This is a genomic window from Acidimicrobiales bacterium (assembly GCA_036270875.1).
Lineage (GTDB): Bacteria > Actinomycetota > Acidimicrobiia > Acidimicrobiales > AC-9 > AC-9.
On the sequence record DATBBR010000074.1, the window covers coordinates 61,535 to 83,250 of the forward strand.

At 70.7% G+C, this 21,716-nt stretch carries 17 protein-coding genes; 15 read left to right on the top strand and 2 right to left on the bottom strand.

The genetic code is table 11. The features are described from left to right. Nucleotides 1-17: 17 nt before the first annotated feature. From VH112_08720 to VH112_08735, 4 genes are read left to right on the top strand one after another with little or no spacing between them, the layout of a single operon-like run. Nucleotides 18-1,175, top strand: a complete 1,158-nt coding sequence (locus VH112_08720) for a glycosyltransferase family 1 protein (protein ID HEX4540316.1) — start codon at nucleotides 18-20, stop codon at nucleotides 1,173-1,175. 6 nt (nucleotides 1,176-1,181) lie between these two features. Then, nucleotides 1,182-2,246, top strand: a complete 1,065-nt coding sequence (locus VH112_08725) for a glycosyltransferase family 1 protein (protein ID HEX4540317.1) — start codon at nucleotides 1,182-1,184, stop codon at nucleotides 2,244-2,246. Then, complete coding sequence (locus tag VH112_08730) at nucleotides 2,243-3,400, top strand: glycosyltransferase family 1 protein (GenBank protein ID HEX4540318.1); 1,158 nt, start codon at nucleotides 2,243-2,245, stop codon at nucleotides 3,398-3,400. The genes VH112_08725 and VH112_08730 overlap by 4 nt, the downstream gene beginning before the upstream one ends. A gap of 11 nt (nucleotides 3,401-3,411) precedes the next feature. Next, nucleotides 3,412-4,308, top strand: a complete 897-nt coding sequence (locus VH112_08735) for a GDP-mannose 4,6-dehydratase (protein ID HEX4540319.1) — start codon at nucleotides 3,412-3,414, stop codon at nucleotides 4,306-4,308. 163 nt (nucleotides 4,309-4,471) lie between these two features. Here the strand turns inward: VH112_08735 and ftsH are convergent, their stop codons facing one another. Beyond that, nucleotides 4,472-6,607, bottom strand: coding sequence for an ATP-dependent zinc metalloprotease FtsH (gene ftsH, locus VH112_08740; protein ID HEX4540320.1), 2,136 nt, complete (start codon nucleotides 6,605-6,607; stop codon nucleotides 4,472-4,474). A 311-nt stretch (nucleotides 6,608-6,918) separates the two neighbouring features. Between ftsH and VH112_08745 the strand changes: the two genes are divergently transcribed. The 11 genes from VH112_08745 (at nucleotide 6,919) to VH112_08795 (ending at nucleotide 20,538) form a co-directional block, all read left to right on the top strand. Further along, the gene (locus tag VH112_08745) at nucleotides 6,919-7,647 is read left to right on the top strand and encodes a CPBP family intramembrane glutamic endopeptidase (GenBank protein HEX4540321.1); all 729 of its coding nucleotides are present in this window, start codon (nucleotides 6,919-6,921) and stop codon (nucleotides 7,645-7,647) included. Nucleotides 7,648-7,729: 82 nt separating this feature from the next. Next, nucleotides 7,730-10,162, top strand: a complete 2,433-nt coding sequence (locus tag VH112_08750; protein ID HEX4540322.1) for a 6-pyruvoyl-tetrahydropterin synthase-related protein — start codon at nucleotides 7,730-7,732, stop codon at nucleotides 10,160-10,162. Between the two features lie 27 nt (nucleotides 10,163-10,189). Then, the gene (gene manB / locus VH112_08755) at nucleotides 10,190-11,584 is read left to right on the top strand and encodes a phosphomannomutase/phosphoglucomutase (GenBank protein ID HEX4540323.1); all 1,395 of its coding nucleotides are present in this window, start codon (nucleotides 10,190-10,192) and stop codon (nucleotides 11,582-11,584) included. A 1-nt stretch (nucleotide 11,585) separates the two neighbouring features. Next, complete coding sequence (locus tag VH112_08760) at nucleotides 11,586-11,852, top strand: Trm112 family protein (GenBank protein ID HEX4540324.1); 267 nt, start codon at nucleotides 11,586-11,588, stop codon at nucleotides 11,850-11,852. Next, complete coding sequence (locus tag VH112_08765; protein ID HEX4540325.1) at nucleotides 11,849-12,907, top strand: bifunctional phosphoglucose/phosphomannose isomerase; 1,059 nt, start codon at nucleotides 11,849-11,851, stop codon at nucleotides 12,905-12,907. Before VH112_08760 ends, VH112_08765 begins: the two co-directional genes overlap by 4 nt. A gap of 400 nt (nucleotides 12,908-13,307) precedes the next feature. Then, nucleotides 13,308-13,880 carry a ribosome-associated translation inhibitor RaiA gene (gene raiA, locus VH112_08770; GenBank protein HEX4540326.1) on the top strand — a complete coding sequence of 191 codons (573 nt, stop codon included), beginning with the start codon at nucleotides 13,308-13,310 and terminating at the stop codon, nucleotides 13,878-13,880. A 13-nt stretch (nucleotides 13,881-13,893) separates the two neighbouring features. After that, on the top strand, nucleotides 13,894-14,592 hold the full coding sequence (locus tag VH112_08775; protein HEX4540327.1) for a response regulator transcription factor: 699 nt from the start codon (nucleotides 13,894-13,896) through the stop codon (nucleotides 14,590-14,592). Nucleotides 14,593-14,871: 279 nt separating this feature from the next. Continuing rightward, complete coding sequence (gene secA / locus VH112_08780; protein ID HEX4540328.1) at nucleotides 14,872-17,646, top strand: preprotein translocase subunit SecA; 2,775 nt, start codon at nucleotides 14,872-14,874, stop codon at nucleotides 17,644-17,646. Between the two features lie 36 nt (nucleotides 17,647-17,682). Then, nucleotides 17,683-18,792 carry a peptide chain release factor 2 gene (gene prfB, locus VH112_08785; GenBank protein ID HEX4540329.1) on the top strand — a complete coding sequence of 370 codons (1,110 nt, stop codon included), beginning with the start codon at nucleotides 17,683-17,685 and terminating at the stop codon, nucleotides 18,790-18,792. A gap of 97 nt (nucleotides 18,793-18,889) precedes the next feature. After that, a complete protein-coding gene (ftsE, locus tag VH112_08790) occupies nucleotides 18,890-19,651 on the top strand; it encodes a cell division ATP-binding protein FtsE (GenBank protein ID HEX4540330.1) in 762 nt (253 codons plus the stop codon). Beyond that, complete coding sequence (locus VH112_08795) at nucleotides 19,651-20,538, top strand: permease-like cell division protein FtsX (protein HEX4540331.1); 888 nt, start codon at nucleotides 19,651-19,653, stop codon at nucleotides 20,536-20,538. Before ftsE ends, VH112_08795 begins: the two co-directional genes overlap by 1 nt. On the opposite strand, the gene VH112_08800 is transcribed toward VH112_08795, so the two are convergent. Beyond that, on the bottom strand, nucleotides 20,535-21,656 hold the full coding sequence (locus tag VH112_08800) for a CoA transferase (GenBank protein HEX4540332.1): 1,122 nt from the start codon (nucleotides 21,654-21,656) through the stop codon (nucleotides 20,535-20,537). The genes VH112_08795 and VH112_08800 overlap by 4 nt on opposite strands. Between the last annotated feature and the right edge of the window lie 60 nt (nucleotides 21,657-21,716).

Genomic DNA, 21,716 nt, shown 5'->3' on the forward strand with positions numbered 1-21,716 from the left:
TGTGGGAGGCTCCGGTCATGCGAAGCTCGGGCGCGACGCGTCCGCCGGGCCTTGACGTGGCCTTCGATGCCACGCCTCTGCTGGGGGCGAAAGCGGGTGTCGGCGCCTTCTGCACGGGCGCCCTGCCCGCCCTGGCCGAGGTCGAGAACTTGTGCGTACGGGCCTTCGCGGTCAGCTGGCGACGTCGGGGGCGGATCGTCGAGCATCTCCCCCCGGGGGTGGCGGTGGTCGACCGGCCCATGCCCGCCAGGCCGGTCCACCGCGCCTGGCGATTGACATCGCTTCCGCCGATCGAGTGGTTCACAGGCGGTGTCGACGTGGTCCACGGCACGAACTTCATCGTCCCGCCGTCTCGGCGAGCGGCCCGGGTGGTCACCGTGCACGACCTCACCACGGTGCGCTTCCCCGAGATGTGCGACGACTACACGCAGACCTTCCCGCCGCTCGTGCGCCGAGCCATCCAAGAGGGAGCGTGGGTGCACACCCCGTCGGCGTTCGTGCGGGAAGAGGTGATCGAGCTCCTGGGCGCGGCCCCCGAGCGGGTCCGCGCTGTCCACCACGGTGTCCCCCCCGTCGACAGCTGCGACGCCAGCCTTGCCGAGGGCGCCGGCTCCGGCCCGGTTCCCGACGGGCCGTACGTGCTCGCCCTGGGAACGATCGAGCCGAGGAAGGACGTCGCCACCCTGGTGCAGGCCTTCGACCAGGTGGCCGGTCGTCGCCGCGACCTGTACCTGGTGGTGGCCGGGCGCGCGGGCTGGGGCATGGAGCGCTTCGAGGGGGCCGTGGCCGCCTCGCCCTGGCGGGACCGGGTGCTGCGACTTGGCTACGTGAGCGACACCCACCGCGCCCGCCTGCTCCGTGGGGCGACGCTGTTCGCGTTCCCGTCGGTGTACGAGGGCTTCGGGTTCCCGCCACTCGAGGCCATGGTGGCCGGCGTTCCCGTCGTGACCACCACGGCCGGGGCGCTGCCCGAGGTGGTGGGTGACGGGGCCGAGCTGGTGGAGCCGGGTGACGCCGACGCCCTGGCGGCCGTCATCGATCGGCTGCTGGTCGACGACGGGGCGAGGGCCGACCTGGTGGCCAGGGGGCGACAGCGGATCAGGGCCTTCAGCTGGAAGGAGTGCGCGGCCGGCCTCGCCGCGCTCTACCGCGCCGCGTCGGCCAGCGCGAGCTGAGATCCCGTGAGGGTGCTGATCGTCGTCGAGCAGCTGCGCCGGAGGGCCCCCGGTGGCATCGGCACGTACGCCCGCGGCCTGCTCCAGGGTCTGGGGCGCATGAACCCCGCTCCCGACATCGCCCTCCTGGCCAGCCGGCCCGGAGCGGGTGAGGATCCACTGGCCTCGCTCGGGATGCCGGTCCTGGCCTCGTCGCTGCCGGGCCCGCTGCTGACGCGGGCCTGGGACCTCGGGGTGTTGGGCGCGCCGGACGGCTTCGACGTGCTGCACGCCGTCTCGACCGCCGTCCCCCGGAGCCGGGCGCCGGCGGTGGCGACCGTCCACGACCTGGCCTGGCGACAGGTGCCCGAGGCGTTCCCCCCGCGGGGCCGGCGCTGGCACGAGGCTGCGCTGCGACGGACCCTGCGACGAGCCCGGCTCCTGCTCGCGCCCTCACCGGAGACGGCGGCGGCGCTGCAGGACGCCGGGGCGCCCTCCGAGCGGGTGGCGGTGTTCGAGGAAGGCGCTGACCACCTGCCTCCGGCCGATCTCGACGGCACCCGCGACCTCCTGAGCCGCGTCGGCGTCGACACGCCATACCTTCTGAGCGTGGGCACCAACGAGCCCAGAAAGAACCTCGACCGTCTGTCCGACGCCTACGACCAGGCCCGGTCCCGCCTGCCTCAGCCCTGGCCGCTGGTGGTCGTCGGGCCCCAGGGATGGGGGGACGCCCTACGCCCTCGCCCCGGTGTGGTGCTCGCGGGCGAGGTACCGGCGGCCGTCCTCGCCGGCCTCTACGCCCGGTGTCGCTGCCTGGCCTACGTGCCGCTCCACGAGGGCTACGGCCTGCCCGCCCTCGAGGCGATGGCCGCCGGCGCCCCGGTCGTCGCCAGCCCCATGCCCAGCACCCAGGGCGCGGCCCTCGAGGTTGATCCCCTGAGCGTCGAAGCCATCGCCGACGCGCTGGTATGCGCCTCGCTCGACGGCGCCGACCGAGAGCGGCTCGTCGCCGGCGGGCGAAGGCGCGCCGAGAAGCTCACCTGGGAGTCCACTGCCCGCCGCCACGTGGCGCTGTGGGAGCAGCTGCGGTGACCGATACCGTGCGGCTCAGCCTCGACGTCAGCGCCGTGCCGGCCGAGCCGGCGGGAGCAGGCCGGTACACGCTCGGGTTGGCCGCCGCCCTGGCCGATCGACGCGACGTCGAGCTGACGCTGGTATCGAGGTCGGAGGACGCCGAGCGTTGGCGGGACCTGGCACCGCATGCTGCCGTGGAGGCGGTGGCACCCGCCGCCCGGCCGCTGCGCCTGGCCTGGGAGCAGACCCGGCTGCCGATGCGTTTGCGCCGGCTCCCCGTCGATGTCCACCACGGCCCCCACTACACGATGCCGGAGGCGTCGTCGATGCCGCGCGTCGTGACCATTCACGACCTGACGTTCTTCGACCATCCCGAGTGGCATCGTCGCACGCGGGTCCCGTTCTTCCGCCGGGCCATCCGGGTGGCGGCCCGCCACGCCGAGGCGTTGGTGTGCGTGAGCGCCCGCACCGCTGAGCGCCTGGCGGAGATCAGCCCCCCGTCGGGACCGGTGTTCGTCGTGCCGCATGGCGTCGATCACGAGCGCTTCCGCCCCGACGAGCCCCAGCCTGGTGCCGACAGGGCGGCTCTGACCGGCCTTGGGATCACCGGCGCCTACGTGGCCTTCGTCGGAACACTCGAGCCCCGCAAGGACGTGCCGACACTGGTGCGCGCCTTCGACCGAATGTGCGGGGCCCACCCGGGGCTCAGCCTCGTCCTGGCCGGCGGAGCCGGCTGGGGGGCCGTGGCAGTCGACCGCGCGGTCGCCGAGTCCCGCGACCCCGACCGAATCGTGCGCGCCGGCTACGTCGCCGACGCCGACGTCGCCGCCCTGCTGCGGCAGGCAGCCGCCGTCGCCTATCCGTCTCTGGAGGAGGGCTTCGGGCTTCCGGCGCTGGAGGCGCTGGCATGCGGCGCCCCGCTGGTCACGACCACCGGCTCCGCCATGCAGGAGGTGGTCCAGGGGGCCGCGGTCCTGGTCACCCCGGGCGACGTGGACGGGCTGGCCGGTGCCCTCGATCTCCTCGTGCGCCGCGACGACGGGTTGCCCACCCGGCGGACGCGGGGGCTGGCCGTGGCCGCCCGGCACAACTGGGAGGCCAGCGCCGCCGGCCACCTGGACGCCTATCGAGCGGCGATCGCGTCCGGAAAGGGCCCCAGAGAGCCCGACTAGCGTGAGCCGCCGTGCGAGTGTTCGTCACGGGCGGGCAGGGTTTCGTCGGGACCTGGCTCCAGGCTCACCTCCGCGAGGCGGGGGACGACGTCGACGTCGCCGGCCCGGGGCTCGACATCGCCGACGCTGAGGGGCTCCGCCGTGCCCTGGTCGACGCGGCCCCCGACGCCGTCTACCACCTGGCCGCGTTCACCCATGTGGGCCAGTCATGGGACGACCCGAGGGAGGTCTTCCGGGTCAACGCCGAGGGGACGCTCAATCTGCTGGAGGCGGTCCGCGGCTGTCCCTCCCCGCCGCGGGTGCTGCTGACGAGCTCCGCCGAGGTCTACGGGGCGGTGAAGCCCGAGCACCTGCCGCTGACCGAGCGCTCGCCGCTGCTGCCCGTCTCGCCCTACGCGGCGAGCAAGGTCGCCGCCGAGTTCCTCGGGGTGCAGGCCCATCTGGGCCACGGGCTCCCCGTGATTCGGGCCCGCGCCTTCAACCACGTCGGTCCGGGGCAAGCGCCCGCCTTCGCCGTCTCCGCCCTGGCCAAGCGGATCGTGGAGGCCGAACGCGTGGGCGGGAAGCACCTGTCCGTCGGCAACCTGCGGCCGCGGCGCGACTTCACCGATGTACGGGACGTGGTCCGGGCTTACCGGTTGCTCATCCTCGGGGGCGAGGCCGGCGGGGTCTACAACGTGTGCTCCGGGGACGACGTGGCCATCGAGGAGGTCGCCCACCGTCTGCTGGCGATCGCCGGCTCGGACCTCGAGCTCCTGGTGGACCCGGCGCTCGAGCGTCCCGCCGACGTGCCCGTCCTGCGAGGAGACTCAACCCTCCTGCGATCGGCCACCGGCTGGCGACCCGAGATCCCCCTCGACGCCACGCTCCGGGCGGTGGTCGACCACTGGCGCGCCGCCCGCGGCTAGCTGGGAGGCGAGGCCCTCCAGCCGCTTGCGGAGCTCCCGGCGCCGCACCTGGGCTCGCTGCAATCCCAGCACCCCGAACCCGACGGCGACGTAGGCGGCGTCCCGTGCCAGCCGGACCAGCGGATCCACGTGTCGACCGATCCCGTTCGTGACCGAGCGGGCGCTACCGGCCCCGCTCGCCCGGCCACTCGGCGGTCAGGGGTGCCCCGTCGCCGTCCCCGTTGCCAGGTCGGCCATCCGGGCCGGCATTGTCGGCCAGCCCCTCTGGGGCAGCACCGTCGTCCGGCGCGCCGGTGGGGGTGGGATCGCCGGGAGGGCTAGGACGCGGGCGCAGCTCAGGGCGCCCGTTCGGTGGCGGTCCGCCGTCGGCCGAAGAGGTGAAGTGGGGCACGCTCGCCGACGAGCCGTCACCATGGACGGGGCGACCATACGCACGGTCGACAAGCTGGGCCACCTCCTGCCCGTCGATCGTCTCCTTCTGGAGCAGCGACGCCGCCACCAGCTTGAGACCCTCCTTGTGGCGGGTCAGGAACTGGGTCGCCCGCTCCTCCTGCTCGCGGAGGATGCGCTTCACCTCTTCGTCGATGACCCGGCTCGTGTCCTCCGAGTAGTCCCTGGAGTGCATCAGGTCCTCACCGAGGAAGACCATCCCTTGGGACCCCCAGGCCATGGGGCCGACCCGATCGCTCATCCCCCATTCGCGGACCATCTTCCGGGCCAGCTCGGTGTTGCCGACCAGGTCGTTGTTGGCGCCGGTGGACAGACCGCCGTAGATGAGCAGCTCGGCGACCCTGCCCCCCATTCGCACGGCCAGCGAGTCCTCGATGTACTCCCGAGGGTAGATGTGTCGCTCCTCCATGGGGAGCTGCTGGGTGACGCCGAGGGCCATCCCGGTCGGAAGGATCGTGACCTTGTGCACCGGATCGGCGTGGGTCAGGGCGTAGGCCAGCACGGCGTGGCCACCCTCGTGGTAGGCGACGCGCTCCTTCTCGTTGTCGGTGAGCACCAGCGAATCGCGGCGCTGGCCCATCATGACGCGGTCTCGAGCCGACTCGAAGTCCTGCATGGCAACGGCGTCGCTACCCCGCCGCACGGCATGGAGCGCGGCCTCGTTGACCAGGTTGGCCAGGTCGGCGCCGCTCATGCCGGGGGTGCCACGAGCCACGAGCTCCAGGTCGACGTCGGGTGTCAGGCGCTTGTCCTTGCAATGGACCTTGAGGATCGGGAGGCGCTCGTCGAGGTCCGGAAGGGGGACGACGATCTGGCGGTCGAAGCGGCCGGGGCGGAGCAGGGCGGGGTCGAGGATGTCGGGCCGGTTGGTGGCGGCCATCATCACGATGCCCTCGGTCGTGTCGAAGCCGTCCATCTCGTTGAGCATCTGGTTGAGCGTCTGCTCGCGCTCGTCGTGGCCGCCGCCGAGGCCGGCGCCCCGCTTGCGGCCGATCGAGTCGATCTCGTCGACGAAGACGATGGCCGGCGCCTGCTTGCGTGCCGTCTGGAAGAGATCCCTGACCCGGCTGGCGCCGACCCCCACGAACATCTCCATGAAGTCCGAGCCGCTCACCGACATGAACGGGACCCCCGCCTCGCCGGCGACGGCCCGTGCCAGCAGGGTCTTGCCGGTGCCGGGCGGCCCGACCAGCAGCACGCCCTTGGGTATTCGGGCGCCGATGTCCTTGAACCGGGCCGGCTTCTTCAGAAAGTCGACGACCTCGCTGATCTCCTGCTTGACGCCGGTGTACCCCGCGACGTCACCAAAGGTGGTCCGCGGGCGCTCGGTCGTGTACAGCTTCGCCTTTGATCGGCCGATGGACATGATCCCCGACATCTGCCCCTGGGCGCGCCGGTTCATCCATATGAAGAACGCGATGATGAGCACCACGGGAAGGAGGTAGATGAGCACAGAGGAGAAGATGCTCTGCTGCGGAGTGTTGAAGCTCAGTTTCACCCCCTTCGTCCGCATCGTCGTGACGTCGTTCTGGATGGGCGGCTGGGGGCCGTTGACCGTGTAGTCCGAACCGTTTGTCAGCTTGCCGGAGATGTGGCCGTTGCTGTTGTCGATCGTGGCCGTGGAGACCTGGCTGGCGTTGACGTCAGAGATGTACTGCGTGTAGCTCAGCTGCTGGCTCGGGCTGTGGGAGAAGAATGGCGGGATGACCAGGGCCGCCACCACCAGGCCGAGCAGGACGATGACCGCCCAGCGCCAGCTCTGATCGGGTCCGCCGGACCCGCCTGCACCGGGGCGACCCGGACGACCCGAAGGACGTTCCGGCCGGGGATCCGGAGGTTGGCGACTCATGGCCACCATGCTAGAGGCCCGGGCGGGATACCGACGCCCGGGAAGCACAGACACCGCGTCCCGCCGGTAACGTCATGGGGCATGGACGTGTCTCCTCGCCGCGGCCGACGCAGGCATTCCGCCGCGTCCCGAGGGTGAGCGTCGGTCGGGGTGAGGGACCCGGCCAGGGTGTGACAGGACCAGAGCCCTGGGGCCCGCCGGGTCAACGCCCGCCGGGTCAGCGGCCGCCCGACGGACGGCCGCCTCCGCCGGTCGGATGGGTCGGCCAGTCGTCCCCACCTCCGGACGCGACCGGGCGGCCGGCGCCCCCGGTGCAGGGTCGATGGGGGCTGGGCGACGCGATACTCGGCTTCGTCGTCGGCGTGATCGCCTCCAGCCTGGCCGTGCTGATCTGGGTCGGGGCGACGGGCGAGCGGACGACGAGCTCGTCGACCTCGAGCGTTGGTGCCACCGTGTTCTCGTTGGTGGGCCTCTGGGTGGGGCTGGCCGGGGCCCCTGTGCTCGCCAGCCGCATGAAGGGCGCCAAACGGCTGGCGATCGACTTCGGGCTCCGGCTCAAGGTCTGGCCTGACGTGCCCATCGGCGTGGGGGTCGGGTTGGGCTCCCAGCTGATCCTGTTACCGGTGCTGTACATCCCGGTGCGGGTGCTGGTGCCCCACCTGGACCAGCAGCTCGGCCAGCCCGCTCAGCACCTCACCGGCGGTGCGAACGGCGCCGGCCTGGTGGTGCTCGGGATCTTCGTCGTCATCGGCGCCCCGGTGGCCGAGGAGCTGTTCTTCCGAGGTCTGCTGCTTCGATCCCTCGAGAAGACCAAGGCCCTGGCGTCGCTCGGGCGTCGCGCCTGCCCGACGGTCGCCGTGCTCATCTCGGCCGTGGCCTTCGGCCTTGCCCATCTGGAGGTCCTGCAGCTCCTGGGCCTCACCGCCTTCGGCGTGGTCCTCGGCGTGCTGGCCGAGCGGTGGCGTCGCCTGGGACCGGGCATCGTCGCCCACGCCACCTTCAACTTGGTCACTGTGCTCGTCCTGGCGCTCTCCCGCTAGGGGGGGGTCCACTCCCCGCACGGGCAATCGACCGCCCCCCCGTACAGTGCCCCGGGGGCTCGTCGGGCAACATGGGGCGAAGATGCGTCGCCCCTCCGCCGCAGCCCTGGGAGCCTTCGTCGCCGTCGGCGGCGCCGTGGCCTTCGTCCTCTGGCAGCTGCACCCGTCCCTGCTGCTGCTCAACACGACGACGTCGGGCGGGGACACCGGTGCCCACGTCGCCATGCCGGCGTTCCTTCGCGACCACCTCCTGCCGCACGGGCGGCTCACGGGCTGGAGCCCCGACTGGTACGGCGGCTATCCGGCCCTCACCTTCTACTTCCCGCTGCCCAGCATCATCGTCGTCGCCTTCAACCTCGTCCTGCCGTACAACATCGCTTTCAAGCTGGTCACGGTCCTCGGCCTCCTGACCCTGCCGGTGGCGGCGTGGGCCTTCGGCCGATTGTCTGGGATGCCCCGTCCCGGGCCCGCGTGTCTGGGTGTGGCCACCCTGCCCTTCCTGTTCGACCGCAGCTTCACGATCTTCGGCGGCAACGTGGCGTCGACCCTGGCCGGGGAGTTCGCCTTCTCGATCAGCTTGTCGTTGGGGCTGGTGTTCCTCGGAGTGGTGGCCCGCGGCCTGCGGACCGGGAAGCACCGCGCCCTCGCCGCCGGCCTGCTGGCGCTCACTGCGCTGTGCCACATGATCCCGACCTTCTTCGTGCTCGTGGGCGCCGCCGTCCTGTTGCTCATGGGCGCGGACCGCCGACGATTCAAGTGGATCGCCAGCGTCGTGGCCGCGGGACTGGCCGTCACCGGCTTCTGGTCCATTCCGTTCCTCGCCCGCCTTCCGTACACCACGGACATGGGTTGGGAGAAGGTCGTCAACTACGCCCACAACCTGTTCCCGTCGGGCCAGCGCTGGGTGCTCGTGCTCGCCATCATCGGCGTCGCCTTCTCCCTCCTGCGCCGCCGACGGATCGGCATCTTCCTCACCGTGATGGCCGTCCTGTCGGCGGCCGGGTTCGTGCTGGCGCCGCAGGGGCGGCTCTACAACGCCCGCCTGCTGCCGTTCTGGGTGCTGTGCCTCTACCTGCTGGCAGGGGTGGCGGTTGCCGAGCTGGGGACGCTGACGGGGGAGCTGTGGCGCGCCACGCGGCGGCAGCGGTGGCTCTCGACGGCGGCCGACGGCGGCTACGTCGCGGCCCCGGCACCCGGGACCGGCGTCACGACCGACGGCCTGGTCGGCTTCCTCACGCCCGTGCTGGCTCTGGTCGCGGCGGCCGGCTTCGTGGCTGCTCCCCTCGTGAACCTGCCCTCGTGGTCGCCGGTGAAGCCGGCGGCCAGCTTCGTCCCGGACTGGGTGAGCTGGAACTACACCGGTTACCAGGGCAAGCCCTCTTACCCGCAATACCACGCCCTCATCGACACCATGGCCAGGTTGGGCCGCCAACAGGGTTGTGGCCGCGCCATGTGGGAGTACGGGCCCGACCTCGACCAGCTGGGCACGCCCATGGCCCTGATGCTGCTGCCGTACTGGACCAACGACTGCATCAAGTCCATGGAGGGGTTGTTCTTCGAATCGGCCGCCAGCACGCCCTACCACTTCATCAACCAGTCGGAGCTGTCGGTGACGCCGTCGCAGGCCATGCGCGGCCTGCCCTACGGGCAGCTCGACGTCGCCGCCGGCGTGCGGCACCTCCAGCTCCTCGGCGTCCGTTACTACATGGCCTTCTCGCCCCAGGCCCAGGCCCAGGCGGCGGCCGACCCCGACCTGAGCCTGCTGGCCACGAGCGGGCCCTGGCCGGTCACGTCGGGATCCACCGTGATCCAGCGCACCTGGAACATCTACCTCGTGCGGGGCGCCGCGGAGGTGAGCCCCCTTACGGAACAGCCCGTGGTCATGACCGGGGTCGCCAAGGGGGGCAAGTCGTGGCTGAACGCCGCCGTCTCCTGGTACGACGACCCCAGCCGGTGGAACGTGATGCTGGCCGCCAGCGGGCCCGCCCAGTGGGCGCGGGTCCGCGGCGCCGACCCGAACCCGCCGGCCCAGACGGTGGCGCCGGCACAGGTCAGCGGGATCAGGACCAGTGACGACCGGATCAGCTTCGACGTCGACCGAACCGGGTCGCCGGTGCTCGTGAAGACCTCGTACTTCCCCAACTGGCAGGCTTCCGGGGCCAATGGTCCCTGGCGGGTCGCTCCCAACCTGATGGTGGTCATCCCGACCAGCCACCACGTCTCGTTGCACTACGGCTTCACCCCCGTTGACGGGCTGGGGTGGGCCGTGACGGCCGTGGGGTTGGTGGCCGTTGCCTGGATGGGGGCGCGTCCGTACATGGCACGGGGGCCGCGGCGCGGCCGTCGGATCAGGCGCCCGGACACCAGGCGGGGCGCGGGAGGCCAGGACCACACGGACGGGCGGGAGCTGGAGACCGCCCTCAACCGGATCGGCGCGCTCTCGCCACTGCCGTGGACCCCGACGACGGGCTCGACGACGAGCCCGTCGTCGCCGAGCCAGCCTCCGGGGGCGTAGGAGAAGCGAACTAGGCTCGCTGCTCTGATGCTCCCGCTCGACCCCATATTCAAGGCTTACGACGTGCGCGGCAGCGTGCCGGACCAGCTCGATGCCGAGGTGTGCCGTGCCATCGGGTCGGCGTTCGCCAGATTCACGGATGCGGGGCGAGTCGTGGTGGCGCGTGACATGCGGGAATCGGGCGTGCCACTGAGCGAGGCCTTCATCGCCGGAGCCGTTTCCGAGGGAGCCAGCGTGACCGACCTCGGCCTGGCGTCCACGGACCTGCTCTACTTCGCCTCGGGCCGGCTCGACGTGCCCGGAGCGATGTTCACGGCGTCGCACAATCCGGCCCGCTACAACGGCATCAAGATGTGCCGGGCGGGAGCGAGCCCGGTGGGCCAGGACACCGGGCTGGCCGAGATCAAGGCGTTGGCGAGCGCCTTCACGGGGGACGGGAAGTCGGCACGGGGCCACGTCGATCACGCCGACCTGCTCGACGAGTACGCGGCCCACGTGCGCTCGTTCGTGGACCTCGACGCGCTGGTGCCGCTGCGGGTGGTGGCCGACACGGCCAACGGCATGGGCGGGCTCGTCGTGCCCAGGGTGATGGCCCCCCTGCCCTTCCACCTGGAGATCCTCTTCCCCGAGCTCGACGGCAACTTTCCCAACCACCCGGCGGATCCCATCCAGCCCGAGAACCTCGCCGACCTCAACCGCCGCGTGCTGGAGACGGGCGCGGACGTGGGCCTGGCCTTCGACGGTGACGCCGACCGGGTCTTCCTCGTCGACGAGAGGGCCCAGCCATTGTCGGGGTCCCTCACCACGGCGCTGGTGGCCAAGGCGATGTTGGAGAAGCATCCCGGCGCCACGATCCTGTACAACCTCATCTGCTCCAAGGCCGTGCCGGAGATCATCAGGGAGAACGGTGGAGTGCCCATCCGCACCCGGGTGGGCCACTCCTTCATCAAGGCGGTGATGGCTGAGACGGGAGCGGTCTTCGGGGGGGAGCACTCCGGGCACTACTACTTCCGCGACAACTACCGAGCCGACTCCGGGCTCATCGCCGCCCTGATCGTGCTCGAGCTGCTCTCCAAGACAGGCCAGCCCCTGTCCGAGCTGCGCCGCCCGTTCGAGCGCTACGCCGACTCGGGCGAGATCAACACCGAGGTCCGCGACCCGGCGCGGGTCGTCGAGCTGATCGCCGCCGAGCTGGCCTCGGTGAGCGGTGCGACCCTCGACCGCACTGACGGGCTGACCGTCGACTGGGGCGACTGGTGGTTCAACGTCCGCCCCTCGAACACCGAGCCGCTCCTCCGTCTGAACCTCGAGGGCCGCACGCCGGCCGAGCGCGATGCCCACCTGGCGGAGGTCCTGTCGTTGATCGACCGGGCCGCCGGGGACACGGCCGGCGCCGGCCCCACACACCGAAGGGAGAGCTGAGGTGGCACTCGACCCCCTGCTGCTCGAGATCCTGGCCTGTCCCGAGGACAAGGGACCGCTGCTGTACTTCGCCGACGAGGACAGCCTCTACAACCCGCGGCTGCATCGGCGCTACGCGATCCGCGACGACATTCCCATCATGCTGATCGACGAGGCCGAGACGGTCGACGACGCCGAGCACGGCCGCCTGCTGGCCAAGGCCGAGGCGGAGGGCATCAGGCCGACCTTCGATCCCGACACGAGCCCGTCGGGTGGCGCTCCGGCGTGAGCGAGCAGGTGCTCGACACGCTGGGGATGTGGGACGCCGCCGCCAAGCTTCCCGAACAGGTCGCCACGGCCGCCGACGCTGTCGGGGACCTGGCCGGGCTCCCCCCTCGCGGATCGATCGCCAACGTGGTGGTGCTGGGCATGGGGGGCAGTGGTATCGCGGGCGACGTCTTCCAGGCGACGGCCGGCCCCGAGATGGAGGTGCCGGTCTCCGTCGTGAAGTCCTACTGCCCCCCGCGCTTCGTCGGCCCGGCATCGTTGGTCTTCGCCGTCTCCTTTTCCGGCGACACCGAGGAGACCGTCGAGGCCGCCAAGGCCGCGGTGTCGCGGGGAGCGACAGTGGTCGTCGTGACCAGTGGCGGCGAGCTGGCCGCGCTGGCGGACGATTGGGGCGCACCGGCGCTGCGGGTGCCTGACACCATTCCTCAGCCGCGTGCCGCCGTGGGGGCCATGGCGGTCCCGCTGCTCGCGGTTGCCGAGGACCTGGGCCTGCTCCCGGACGCCCGACGACGGGTCGACCATGCGGTGGCCCAGCTGCAGCGCCGCCGGGACCAGCTCGTCGGGCCGGCGAGCCCGGCGGCCGCGCTCGCCCGTCGCATCGGGCGCACGATCCCCATCATCTACGGCGCGGCCGGCATCGGCTCCGTCGCAGCCTGGCGATGGAAGGCGGACGTCAACGAGAACGCCAAGGCTCCGGCGTTCGCCGCCACCCAACCGGAGCTGTGCCACAACGAGGTGGCGGGATGGGGACAGCACGGGGACGTCACCCGCCAGCTTCTGACGCTCGTGAACCTCCGCCACCGGCATGAGCACCCCCGTGTCGCCCGCCGCTTCGGGTTGGTCGACGACATCGTGCGGGAGGTGGTCGCCGGGATCGAGGAGGTTGCCGCCGAAGGGGAGGGCCCTCTGGCCCAGCTACTCGACCTGGTCATGGTCGGCGACTTCTGCTCGCTGCACCTTGCCGCCCAGGAGGGCCTCGATCCGGGGCCCGTCCCCGCCCTGGCCGAGATCAAGAGCCGTCTCACAGCCGGCCCGGGAGGCCGGTCCGAGCAGTAGGGCCGGCCCGGGAGGCCGGTCCGAGCAGTAGAGCCGGCCCGGGTGGCCGGTCCGAGGAGACTGGCACGTACTGACTAGGCCCCCATCGCGCCAGCACGTCCTACACTCTCGTATGGGCTGCGTGCGGGTCTGTGGTTGCAAGTCGAGGCCAGCCGTAGGCGAAACGACCCACGTAAGGCAACCCGTGGTTGCTGAGCATGGTGCGGCTTAGGAGTAAGTCCTGCCCGCCGATGTGCCGACCGTCGGCGCCGGCGGCGAAGAGGCGACGCGGGCGACAGGGTGCGTTGTGGGGCCAGCTGGCCGCCAGCGCCGGGCCCGCCACCCTCTCGGCAGGCGAGTGTGGGGTCAAAGACCAGGTCAGCCGCTCGCGGCCCGTCCGCTGACACAGGAGGAACGCACGGTGGACATCTCGATCCAGGGCCGAAACGTCGAGGTGTCGGAGCTGCTGCGGAAGACCGTGCAGGAGAAGATCACCCGTCTGGGCCGCTACCTCGACTCGATGGAGCGGGCCGAGGTTCGCTTTCTCGAGGAGCGCAATCCGCGCATCGCCGACAAGGAGGTGTGCGAGGTGACCGTGGTGGGGCACGGCCACATCGTGCGGGCCACGGCGGCGGCGAGCGACACGTTCGCCGCCGTCGACCGGGTGGTCGACAAGCTCGAGCACCGGCTGGAGAAGCTGAAGGGGCGCCTGATCGGCCGGTCCCACCCCCGCCGACACGCCGGCGGGGCTCCGGGTCCCGAGGCCGGCGCGGCCGTGCTCGCCGACGAGGACGACGAGGATGCGGAGGAGGAGACGCCCCGCATCGTCCGGACGGTCCATTCAGACGCCAAGCCCATGACCCCGGAGGAGGCCGTCCTCGAGCTCGACCTCCTCGGACTCGGGTTCTTCCTGTTCACCAATGCTGAAACGGGCCGTGCCGCGGTGGTATACCGGCGGAAGGACGGTCAAATCGGACTTATCGATACCACCTGACACGGGGGAACTCTTGGTCGACAACCAGATCTCGGGACAAGACGGGCAGGTCATCCGCGTGCTGATCGCGGACGACCAGGCGCTGTTCCGCCGAGGCTTGTACGTGGTGTTGGGGACCGAGGGTGGGATCGAGGTCGTTGGCGAGGCCGAGGACGGGGCCGAGGCGGTCGCCAAGGCCGAGGAGCTCGCTCCCGACGTGGTGTTGATGGACGTGCGGATGCCGCAGGTGAACGGCATCGACGCGGCGCGCACCATCCGTACCGTGACCCCGTCGGCCAGGATCCTGATGTTGACCGTGAGCGACGAGGAGGAGGACCTCTACGAGGCCGTCAAGGCGGGGGCCAACGGCTATCTGCTCAAGGAGATCTCGGTGGAGGAGGTGGCCGACGCCATCCGGGCTGTGGTCCAGGGCCAGAGCCTCATCTCACCCTCCATGGCCTCCAAGCTGCTCACCGAGTTCAATTCCCTGGTCAGGCGGGCCGAGGAGCGGCCTCAGGTCCCTCCGCCGGAGCTGACCGGGCGGGAGCTCGAGGTGCTCAAGCTGGTCGCCCGGGGGATGAGCAACCGGGACATCGCCGACTCGTTGTACATCTCCGAGAACACGGTGAAGAACCACGTCCACAACATCCTGGACAAGCTCCACCTCCACTCGAGGATGCAGGCGGTGATCTACGCCGTGCGGGAGCGCCTCATCGAGGCCGAGGACCGCTAGACGCGCCGGGTCGCCGTGGTCCTGCCGGAGCTCGCTCGTGCCTGCGGGCGAGGGCGGGCGATAGGGGAGATCTCCTCGGTTCCACCTTTTGTCGAAATGAGACCGGATGCCTGCCATCGTCTCGCCCGCTTTCGACAAGAGGTGGAACCGCCGTTGTCCCCCGGCGGAGCGCCCCGAAGGCCCGGCTGTCGGGCGGAGGGGGCGGGATCGCCCGAAGAGGTCGACAGATGCGACTGGCGGCGGGGTCCGCGCAAGGGCCCTCGGTAGACTGGGCGGACGATGAGCGTCCTCACCAAGATGCTGCGCGCGGGCGAGGGGAAGAAGATCCGTCGCCTCCAGGAGATCGTGCCGATGATCAACGACCTCGAGCCTGAGGTCGAGTCGCTGGACGACGCCGCCTTGGCCCACAAGACGGTGGAGTTCAGGGAGCGCCTGGACCGGGGGGAGGGTCTCGACGACCTGCTCGTCGAGGCCTTCGCCGTGGTGCGAGAGGCGGCGCGGCGGGTCATCGGCCAGCGGCACTTCGACGTCCAGCTGATGGGTGGGATGGCCCTCCACTTCGGCTGGATCGCCGAGATGAAGACCGGTGAGGGCAAGACGCTCGTGTCCACCCTGCCCGTCTATCTCAACGGCCTCACCGGCAAGGGCGTGCACGTCGTCACCGTCAACGACTACCTGGCCAGCCGCGACGCCGAGTGGATGGGCCAGATCCACCGCTTCCTGGGGCTGAAGGTCGGGCTGGTCGTCCCGACGGTGGAGGACGCCGAGGCCAAGCGTGAGGCCTACGCCGCAGACGTGACCTACGGCACCAACACCGAGTTCGGCTTCGACTACCTACGCGACAACATGGCCAGGTCGCGGGATGCGATGGTGCAGCGGGGCCACGTCTTCGCCATCGTCGACGAGGTCGACTCGATCCTCATCGACGAGGCCCGGACGCCGCTCATCATCAGCGGTCCGGCGGCGGAGTCGGCGCGGCTCTACTACCAGTTCGCCGGCGTGGTGCGCACGCTCAAGCGCGACGTCGACTACGAGGTCGACGAGGAGAAGCGAACGGTCTTCCCGACCGAGGACGGCATCGAGAAGGTCGAGTCCCAGATCGGGGTCAGCAACCTCTACGACCTGGTCTCGGTGAACTACGTCCATCAGCTGCAGCAGGCCCTCCGGGCCAAGGAGCTGTACAGCAGGGACAAGGACTACATCGTCGCCGGCGGCGAGGTGAAGATCGTCGACGAGTTCACCGGCCGGATCCTGGAGGGCCGGCGGTGGTCCGACGGGCTGCACCAGGCGGTCGAGGCCAAGGAGCGGGTTCGCATCAAGGAGGAGAACCACACCTGGGCGACGGTGACGCTCCAGAACTACTTCCGCCTCTACGAGAAGCTCGCCGGGATGACCGGCACGGCCGAGACCGAGGCGTCGGAGTTCGCCAACACCTACGACCTGCCGGTGGTGCCCATCCCGACCAACCTCCCGATGGTCCGCGCCGACCACCCCGACCTGGTCTACAAGAGCGAGCAGGCCAAGTTCGACGCCGTGGTCGAGGACCTGATCGAACGGTACGAGCGCGGCCAGCCCGTGCTCGTGGGCACGGCGTCGGTCGCCAAGTCCGAGGTCCTCTCCCGTCTCCTCGATATCCGAGGCATCCCCCACAACGTGCTGAACGCCAAGCAGCACGCCCGGGAGGCGCAGGTCGTCGCCCAGGCGGGCCGGCTCAACGCCATCACGGTGGCCACCAACATGGCCGGCCGGGGTGTCGACATCCTGTTGGGAGGGAACCCCGACGGCTTGGCGACCCAGGAGGTCCTGGCCCAGGGGCTCGACCCCGACAGCGACGAGGGCCGTGCCGCTCGGGCCGACCTGCGGGCCAAGTTCGAGGCCCAGTGCAAGGCCGAGGGCGACAAGATCCGCGCCCTCGGTGGGGTCTACGTGCTCGGCAGCGAGCGCCACGAGAGCCGCCGCATCGACAACCAGCTCCGTGGCCGGGCGGGCCGCCAGGGGGATCCGGGGGAGAGCCGGTTCTTCCTGTCGCTCGAGGACGAGCTCATGCGGCTCTTCGCCACCGGCGCCATGAACTGGGTGATGGCCAAGGCGCTCCCCGAGGACGTCCCCATCGAGGCCAAGATGGTCACCCGCGCCATCGAGCGGGCGCAGAACACGGTCGAGGCCCGCAACGCCGAGATCCGCAAGGACGTGCTCAAGTACGACGAGGTCATGAACGAGCAGCGCAAGGTCATCTACCAGCGCCGCATGCAGGTGCTCGACGGCGAGGACCTGCGGGAGCGAACCGAGGAGCTGCTGGACGAGGCGTTGGACTCGGTGGTCATGGCCACCTGCGAGGGCTACGCGGAGGACTGGGACCTCGGCGCCCTCATCGCCGAGGTCGGCCAGTACTACCCGACGAAGTTCACCGAGGAGGATCTCCGGCAGGCCGAGACCTCCGACCAGCTCTACGAGAGCATCAGGGCCGAGGCCGTCGAGTACTACGCCGAGCGGGAGACGACCATCCCCGGCGGGGCCGACGTGGCCCGTTCTCTCGAGCGCGAGATCATGCTTCAGATCATCGATCAGCGCTGGCGCGAGCACCTGGCCGAGATGGACTACCTGCGCGAGGGCATCAACCTGCGGGCGATGGGCCAGCAGGATCCGCTGGTGGCCTGGCAGCGCGAGGGCTTCAGCATGTTCGGCCAGCTCATGGACGCCATCGACGACGACTACCTGCGCTACGTGCTCCACGTCGAGGTTCTCACCGAGCAGGCCGAGCCCGATCTGGGCCAGGCCAGCTACCTCGCCGCCGACGACCCGGTCCAGGGGCCGGCCAGCATCGCCCTGGCGGCGCAGCAGGCCCAGCTGGCCCAGGAGCAGGCCCAGGCGGCGCTGGCGCAGCTGCCCGACCCGGCGGCGGCAGCCCCCGAGCAGGCCGCAGGAGGAGCGGCGGCACCCGAGGCGTTCACCGCCCAGGCTCCGACGGTCAAGTCCGATCGCGACAAGATCGGGCGCAACGATCCCTGCTGGTGTGGGAGCAACAAGAAGTACAAGCTGTGCCACGGCCGTTGACGCGGGGCTGGCGCGCCCCGCGGCTCGGAGCAGCCGGTGCGCGACTTCGCTGACGACCTGGCCACCCTGCGCAAGCGCTTGGAGGAGGCCAAGACCTACCTCGACCTGCCTGGGCTTCAGGCCCGCTTGTCGGCGCTCGAGGCCAAGGTGGGACGCCCCGACCTCTGGGACGACCCCGACGCCGCTCGGGCCGCCACGACGGCCTACGGCCGGGTCAGCGCGGACGTCGAGCTGCTGACCGGGCTCGACAGCCGGCTCGCCGACGCCGAGACCCTCTACCAGCTGGCCGTCGAGGAGGGTGACGAGTCGGTGGAGGGCGAGCTGGCAGCCGCCGTGGCCGACCTCGGGCGCCAACTGGACTCGCTCGAGCTGCGGTCCCTGTTCTCCGGCGACCACGACGACCGGGACGCGGTGGCGGAGATCCACGCCGGGGCGGGCGGCACCGACGCCCAGGACTGGGCCGAGATGATGCTGCGCATGTACCTGCGCTGGGCCGAGCGCCGTGGGTTCTCGGTCGAGATCGATGAGGCGTCTCCCGGCCAGGAGGCTGGCATCCTGTCGGCCACGTTCATCGTCCGGGGCCGGTACGCCTACGGGTTGCTGGCGGCCGAACGTGGCGTGCACCGCCTGGTCCGCATGTCACCGTTCGACGCCCAGAAGCGGCGCCAGACAAGCTTCGCGTCGTTCGACGTCACGCCGTTCCTCGACGATGTCTCGGCCGAGGTGGACATCGACGAGAAGGACCTGCGGGTCGACACCTACCGGTCGTCGGGTGCCGGCGGACAGCACGTCAACGTCACCGACTCGGCCGTGCGCATCACTCATCTCCCCACGGGAATCGTCGTGTCGGTCCAGAACGAGCGCAGCCAGCACCAGAACAAGGCCAAGGCGCTCCAGATCCTCGGGGCCAAGCTGGCCGATCGACAGCGGGCGGAGCGTCAGGCGGAGCTCGACGCCATCTCGGGGCCGCAGACCGACGTGGCCTGGGGCAACCAGATCCGGTCGTACGTGATGGCGCCGTACCAGCTGGTGAAGGACCTCAGGACCAACGAGGAGACGGGGAACGTCGACGCCGTGCTCGATGGCGACCTCGACGCCTTCATGGAGTCGTTCCTCCGCTGGCGGCGGGCCCAGGGGGACGACTAGCAGCTCGATTGGCAGTGCGCCCAGTATGGGGTGCTATCGTCCTCGTCCGCAGGCCGGCGCTGGTTCTGCGCGGGAGGGCGCTGCTCCGTGGATATTCATGATCCGACTGGACAACGTCAGCAAAACCTACAAAGGCTCGATCTGCGCGCTCCGCGACTGCTCGGTTGAGATCGGCAGGGGCGAGTTCGTCTTCCTCGTCGGTGCCTCCGGGGCCGGCAAGTCGACGTTCATCCGCCTGATCCTGCGCGAGGAGACCCCTGACCAAGGTCAGATCTGGGTGGCGGGCTGGAACATCGGCCGCTTGCGGCACTGGAAGGTGCCCTACCTCCGGCGCAACATCGGCTGCGTGTTCCAGGACTTCCGGCTGCTGCCGAGCAAGTCGGTGTTCGCCAACGTGGCGTTCGCTCTCGAGGTCATCGGCCGGCCCAAGTCGGTGGTGGCCACCCATGTGCCCCAGGCCCTCGACCTGGTGGGCCTGGGTGACAAGTGGGACTGCCTGCCGAGCGAGCTCTCGGGCGGCGAGCAGCAGCGGGTGGCGGTCGCCCGCGCCTTCGTCAACCGACCGCTCATCCTCCTGGCCGACGAGCCAACGGGCAACATCGATCCGGGCGGCGGCGCGGACGTGACGAGGCTGCTGGACCGCATCAGCCGCACGGGTACGACCGTCCTCATGGCCACTCACAACGACGCCATCGTCAACACCATGCGGCGCCGGGTCATCGAGCTCGACAACGGGATCGTGGTCCGGGACGAGGACGAAGGCGCCTACGAGGCGCCCGAACCGCAGCTCGAGGAGCTGCCCGAGACCGTGGCCATGTCTGTCGAGCCCACCTCGGCTGGCGTCGAGGGTTTGCGCTGATGGGCCTGTCCCTCGACTACGTGGCCCGCGAGACGGGCACGAACCTGTGGCGCAACCGGCTGATGACGGTGGCCGCGGTGCTCACCGTCGCCGTCTCCCTCTCCCTCGTCGGGGCCGCGCTGCTGCTCAAGCAGGGCGTGTCCACCGCCACGGTGAGGTGGAAGGGCGGGGTCCAGCTGGCCGTGTTCATGCAGCCCCAGGTGCCCCCCGACCAGACCCAGGCCGTGGCGCAGAGGCTTGGGTCGATGACAGAGGTCAAGCGGACCACGTACTGCGACCAGGCGTGCTCCTACCGCGAGTTCCGCACCATGTTCGCCAACCAGCCCGACCTGGTGAACAGCGCCACCGCCGCTGACCTGCCCCCGTCGTTCCGCGTCGTGGCGCGTGACGCCAACCACGTCCAGGAGGTCGGATCGGCGGTCCGGTCCTTCACCGGGGTCAGGAACGTGGTGTATGCCAAGCAGTCCGTCGACACCTTGCTCAGGGTCACGGGGATCGCCCAGGCGGTCCTCTTCAGCGTCGCCGTGGTCCTGCTCGCGGCCGCCGCTGTGCTGATCCTGAACGCGATCCGGATGGCGATCTTCGCCCGGCGAAGGGAAGTGGCGGTCATGAAGCTGGTGGGGGCCACCAACTGGTTCATCCGGGTGCCGTACATGCTGGAAGGTGTGATCCAGGGGCTGGCGGGGGCGGCGGTGGCCGTTGGCGTCGTGGCCGTCGTCAGCTTCCTGCTGCGGTACTCGGTGCAGCACTACGACGTGACGCTGTTCCAGTCGATCGTCGTGTCCGGGCGCGATCTGTTCCTCACCGAGATCGCCGTGCTCTTCATGGGTGCGGTCGTGGGAGCAGGCGGTTCGGCCCTCGGCGTCCGGCGGTTCCTCGAGGTCTAGCCCTCGGGCGGCGGGCCGAGCACCTCTTCGTTGTCAGCCCCCAGCGGTCGGCCGGACCAGCGGATTCGGCCCGGCGTGGCCGAGAGACGGGCGACGACGCCCTGCATCGGCGTGCCCTCCACGTCGCACACGGCGCCGCGCGCCGCGACGTGAGGATCGTCGAGGATGTCGGCCATGCCCATGACCGGGGCCACGGCGACGTCGGCGGCGTTCAATGCCGCCATCGCCTCCGGCATGGTCCTGGCCCCTATCCAGTCCCCCACGGCACCGTCGACCTCCTCACGGTGCGCAGCCCGACCCGCGTTGGTGCGCAGGCGGTCGTCGTTGCCCAGCCCCACCAGGTCGAGGAGGCGCCGGGCGACGGGTTCGGACGAGGTGCTGATGGCCACCCACGATCCATCGGCGCAGCGGTAGGTGCGGCGCGGGACGGTGTAGGGGATGCCCGATCCCAGGCGGGGCTGCTCGTACCCGAGCACGGCGTAGGCGGCCGGCAGGGGACCCATGACCTGGAGCATGGACTCGAGCAGGTTGGCGTCGACCACCTGACCGACGCCGGAGTGCAGGGCGACCATGGTGGCGAATGCGCCGACGAGCGCCGTCACCTCGTCGGTGAGGGCGACAGGAGGCAGCAGCGGCGCGCCATCGGGCTCGCCGTTGATGGCGGCGAAGCCGGACATGGCCTCGGCGAGGGTGGCAAAGCCCGGGCGGCGGGCGTAGGGGCCGTCCTGGCCGAACCCGGTGATGCGGGTGATGACGAGCCGGGGGTTGCGCGCCAGCAGCACATCCGGTCCCAGGCCCAGCCGCTCGAGGGTGCCGGGTCGGAAGTTCTCGACCAGCACGTGGGCGTCGTCGCACAGGCCGAGCAGGGTCTGGCGCCCGTCGGTCGACTTGAGGTCGAGCGTGACGCAGCGCTTGTTGCGTCCTTCCAGCTTCCACCACAGCGACACGCCGTCCCTGGTGTCGCGCCAGCCCAGGTCGCGCGCCGCGTCGCCGCCGTCGGGTCGCTCCACCTTGATCACGTCGGCACCGAAGTCGGCCAGGTACCGCGCGCAGCCCGGCGCGGCGATGAGGCCGGCGCAGTCGATGACGCGGATGTCGGCGAGAGGGCCGTCGCTCACGCCGCCGACCTTATCGGTGGCGCTCCAGGCGCCTGGGAATGAGACACGGCCCGGATTGAC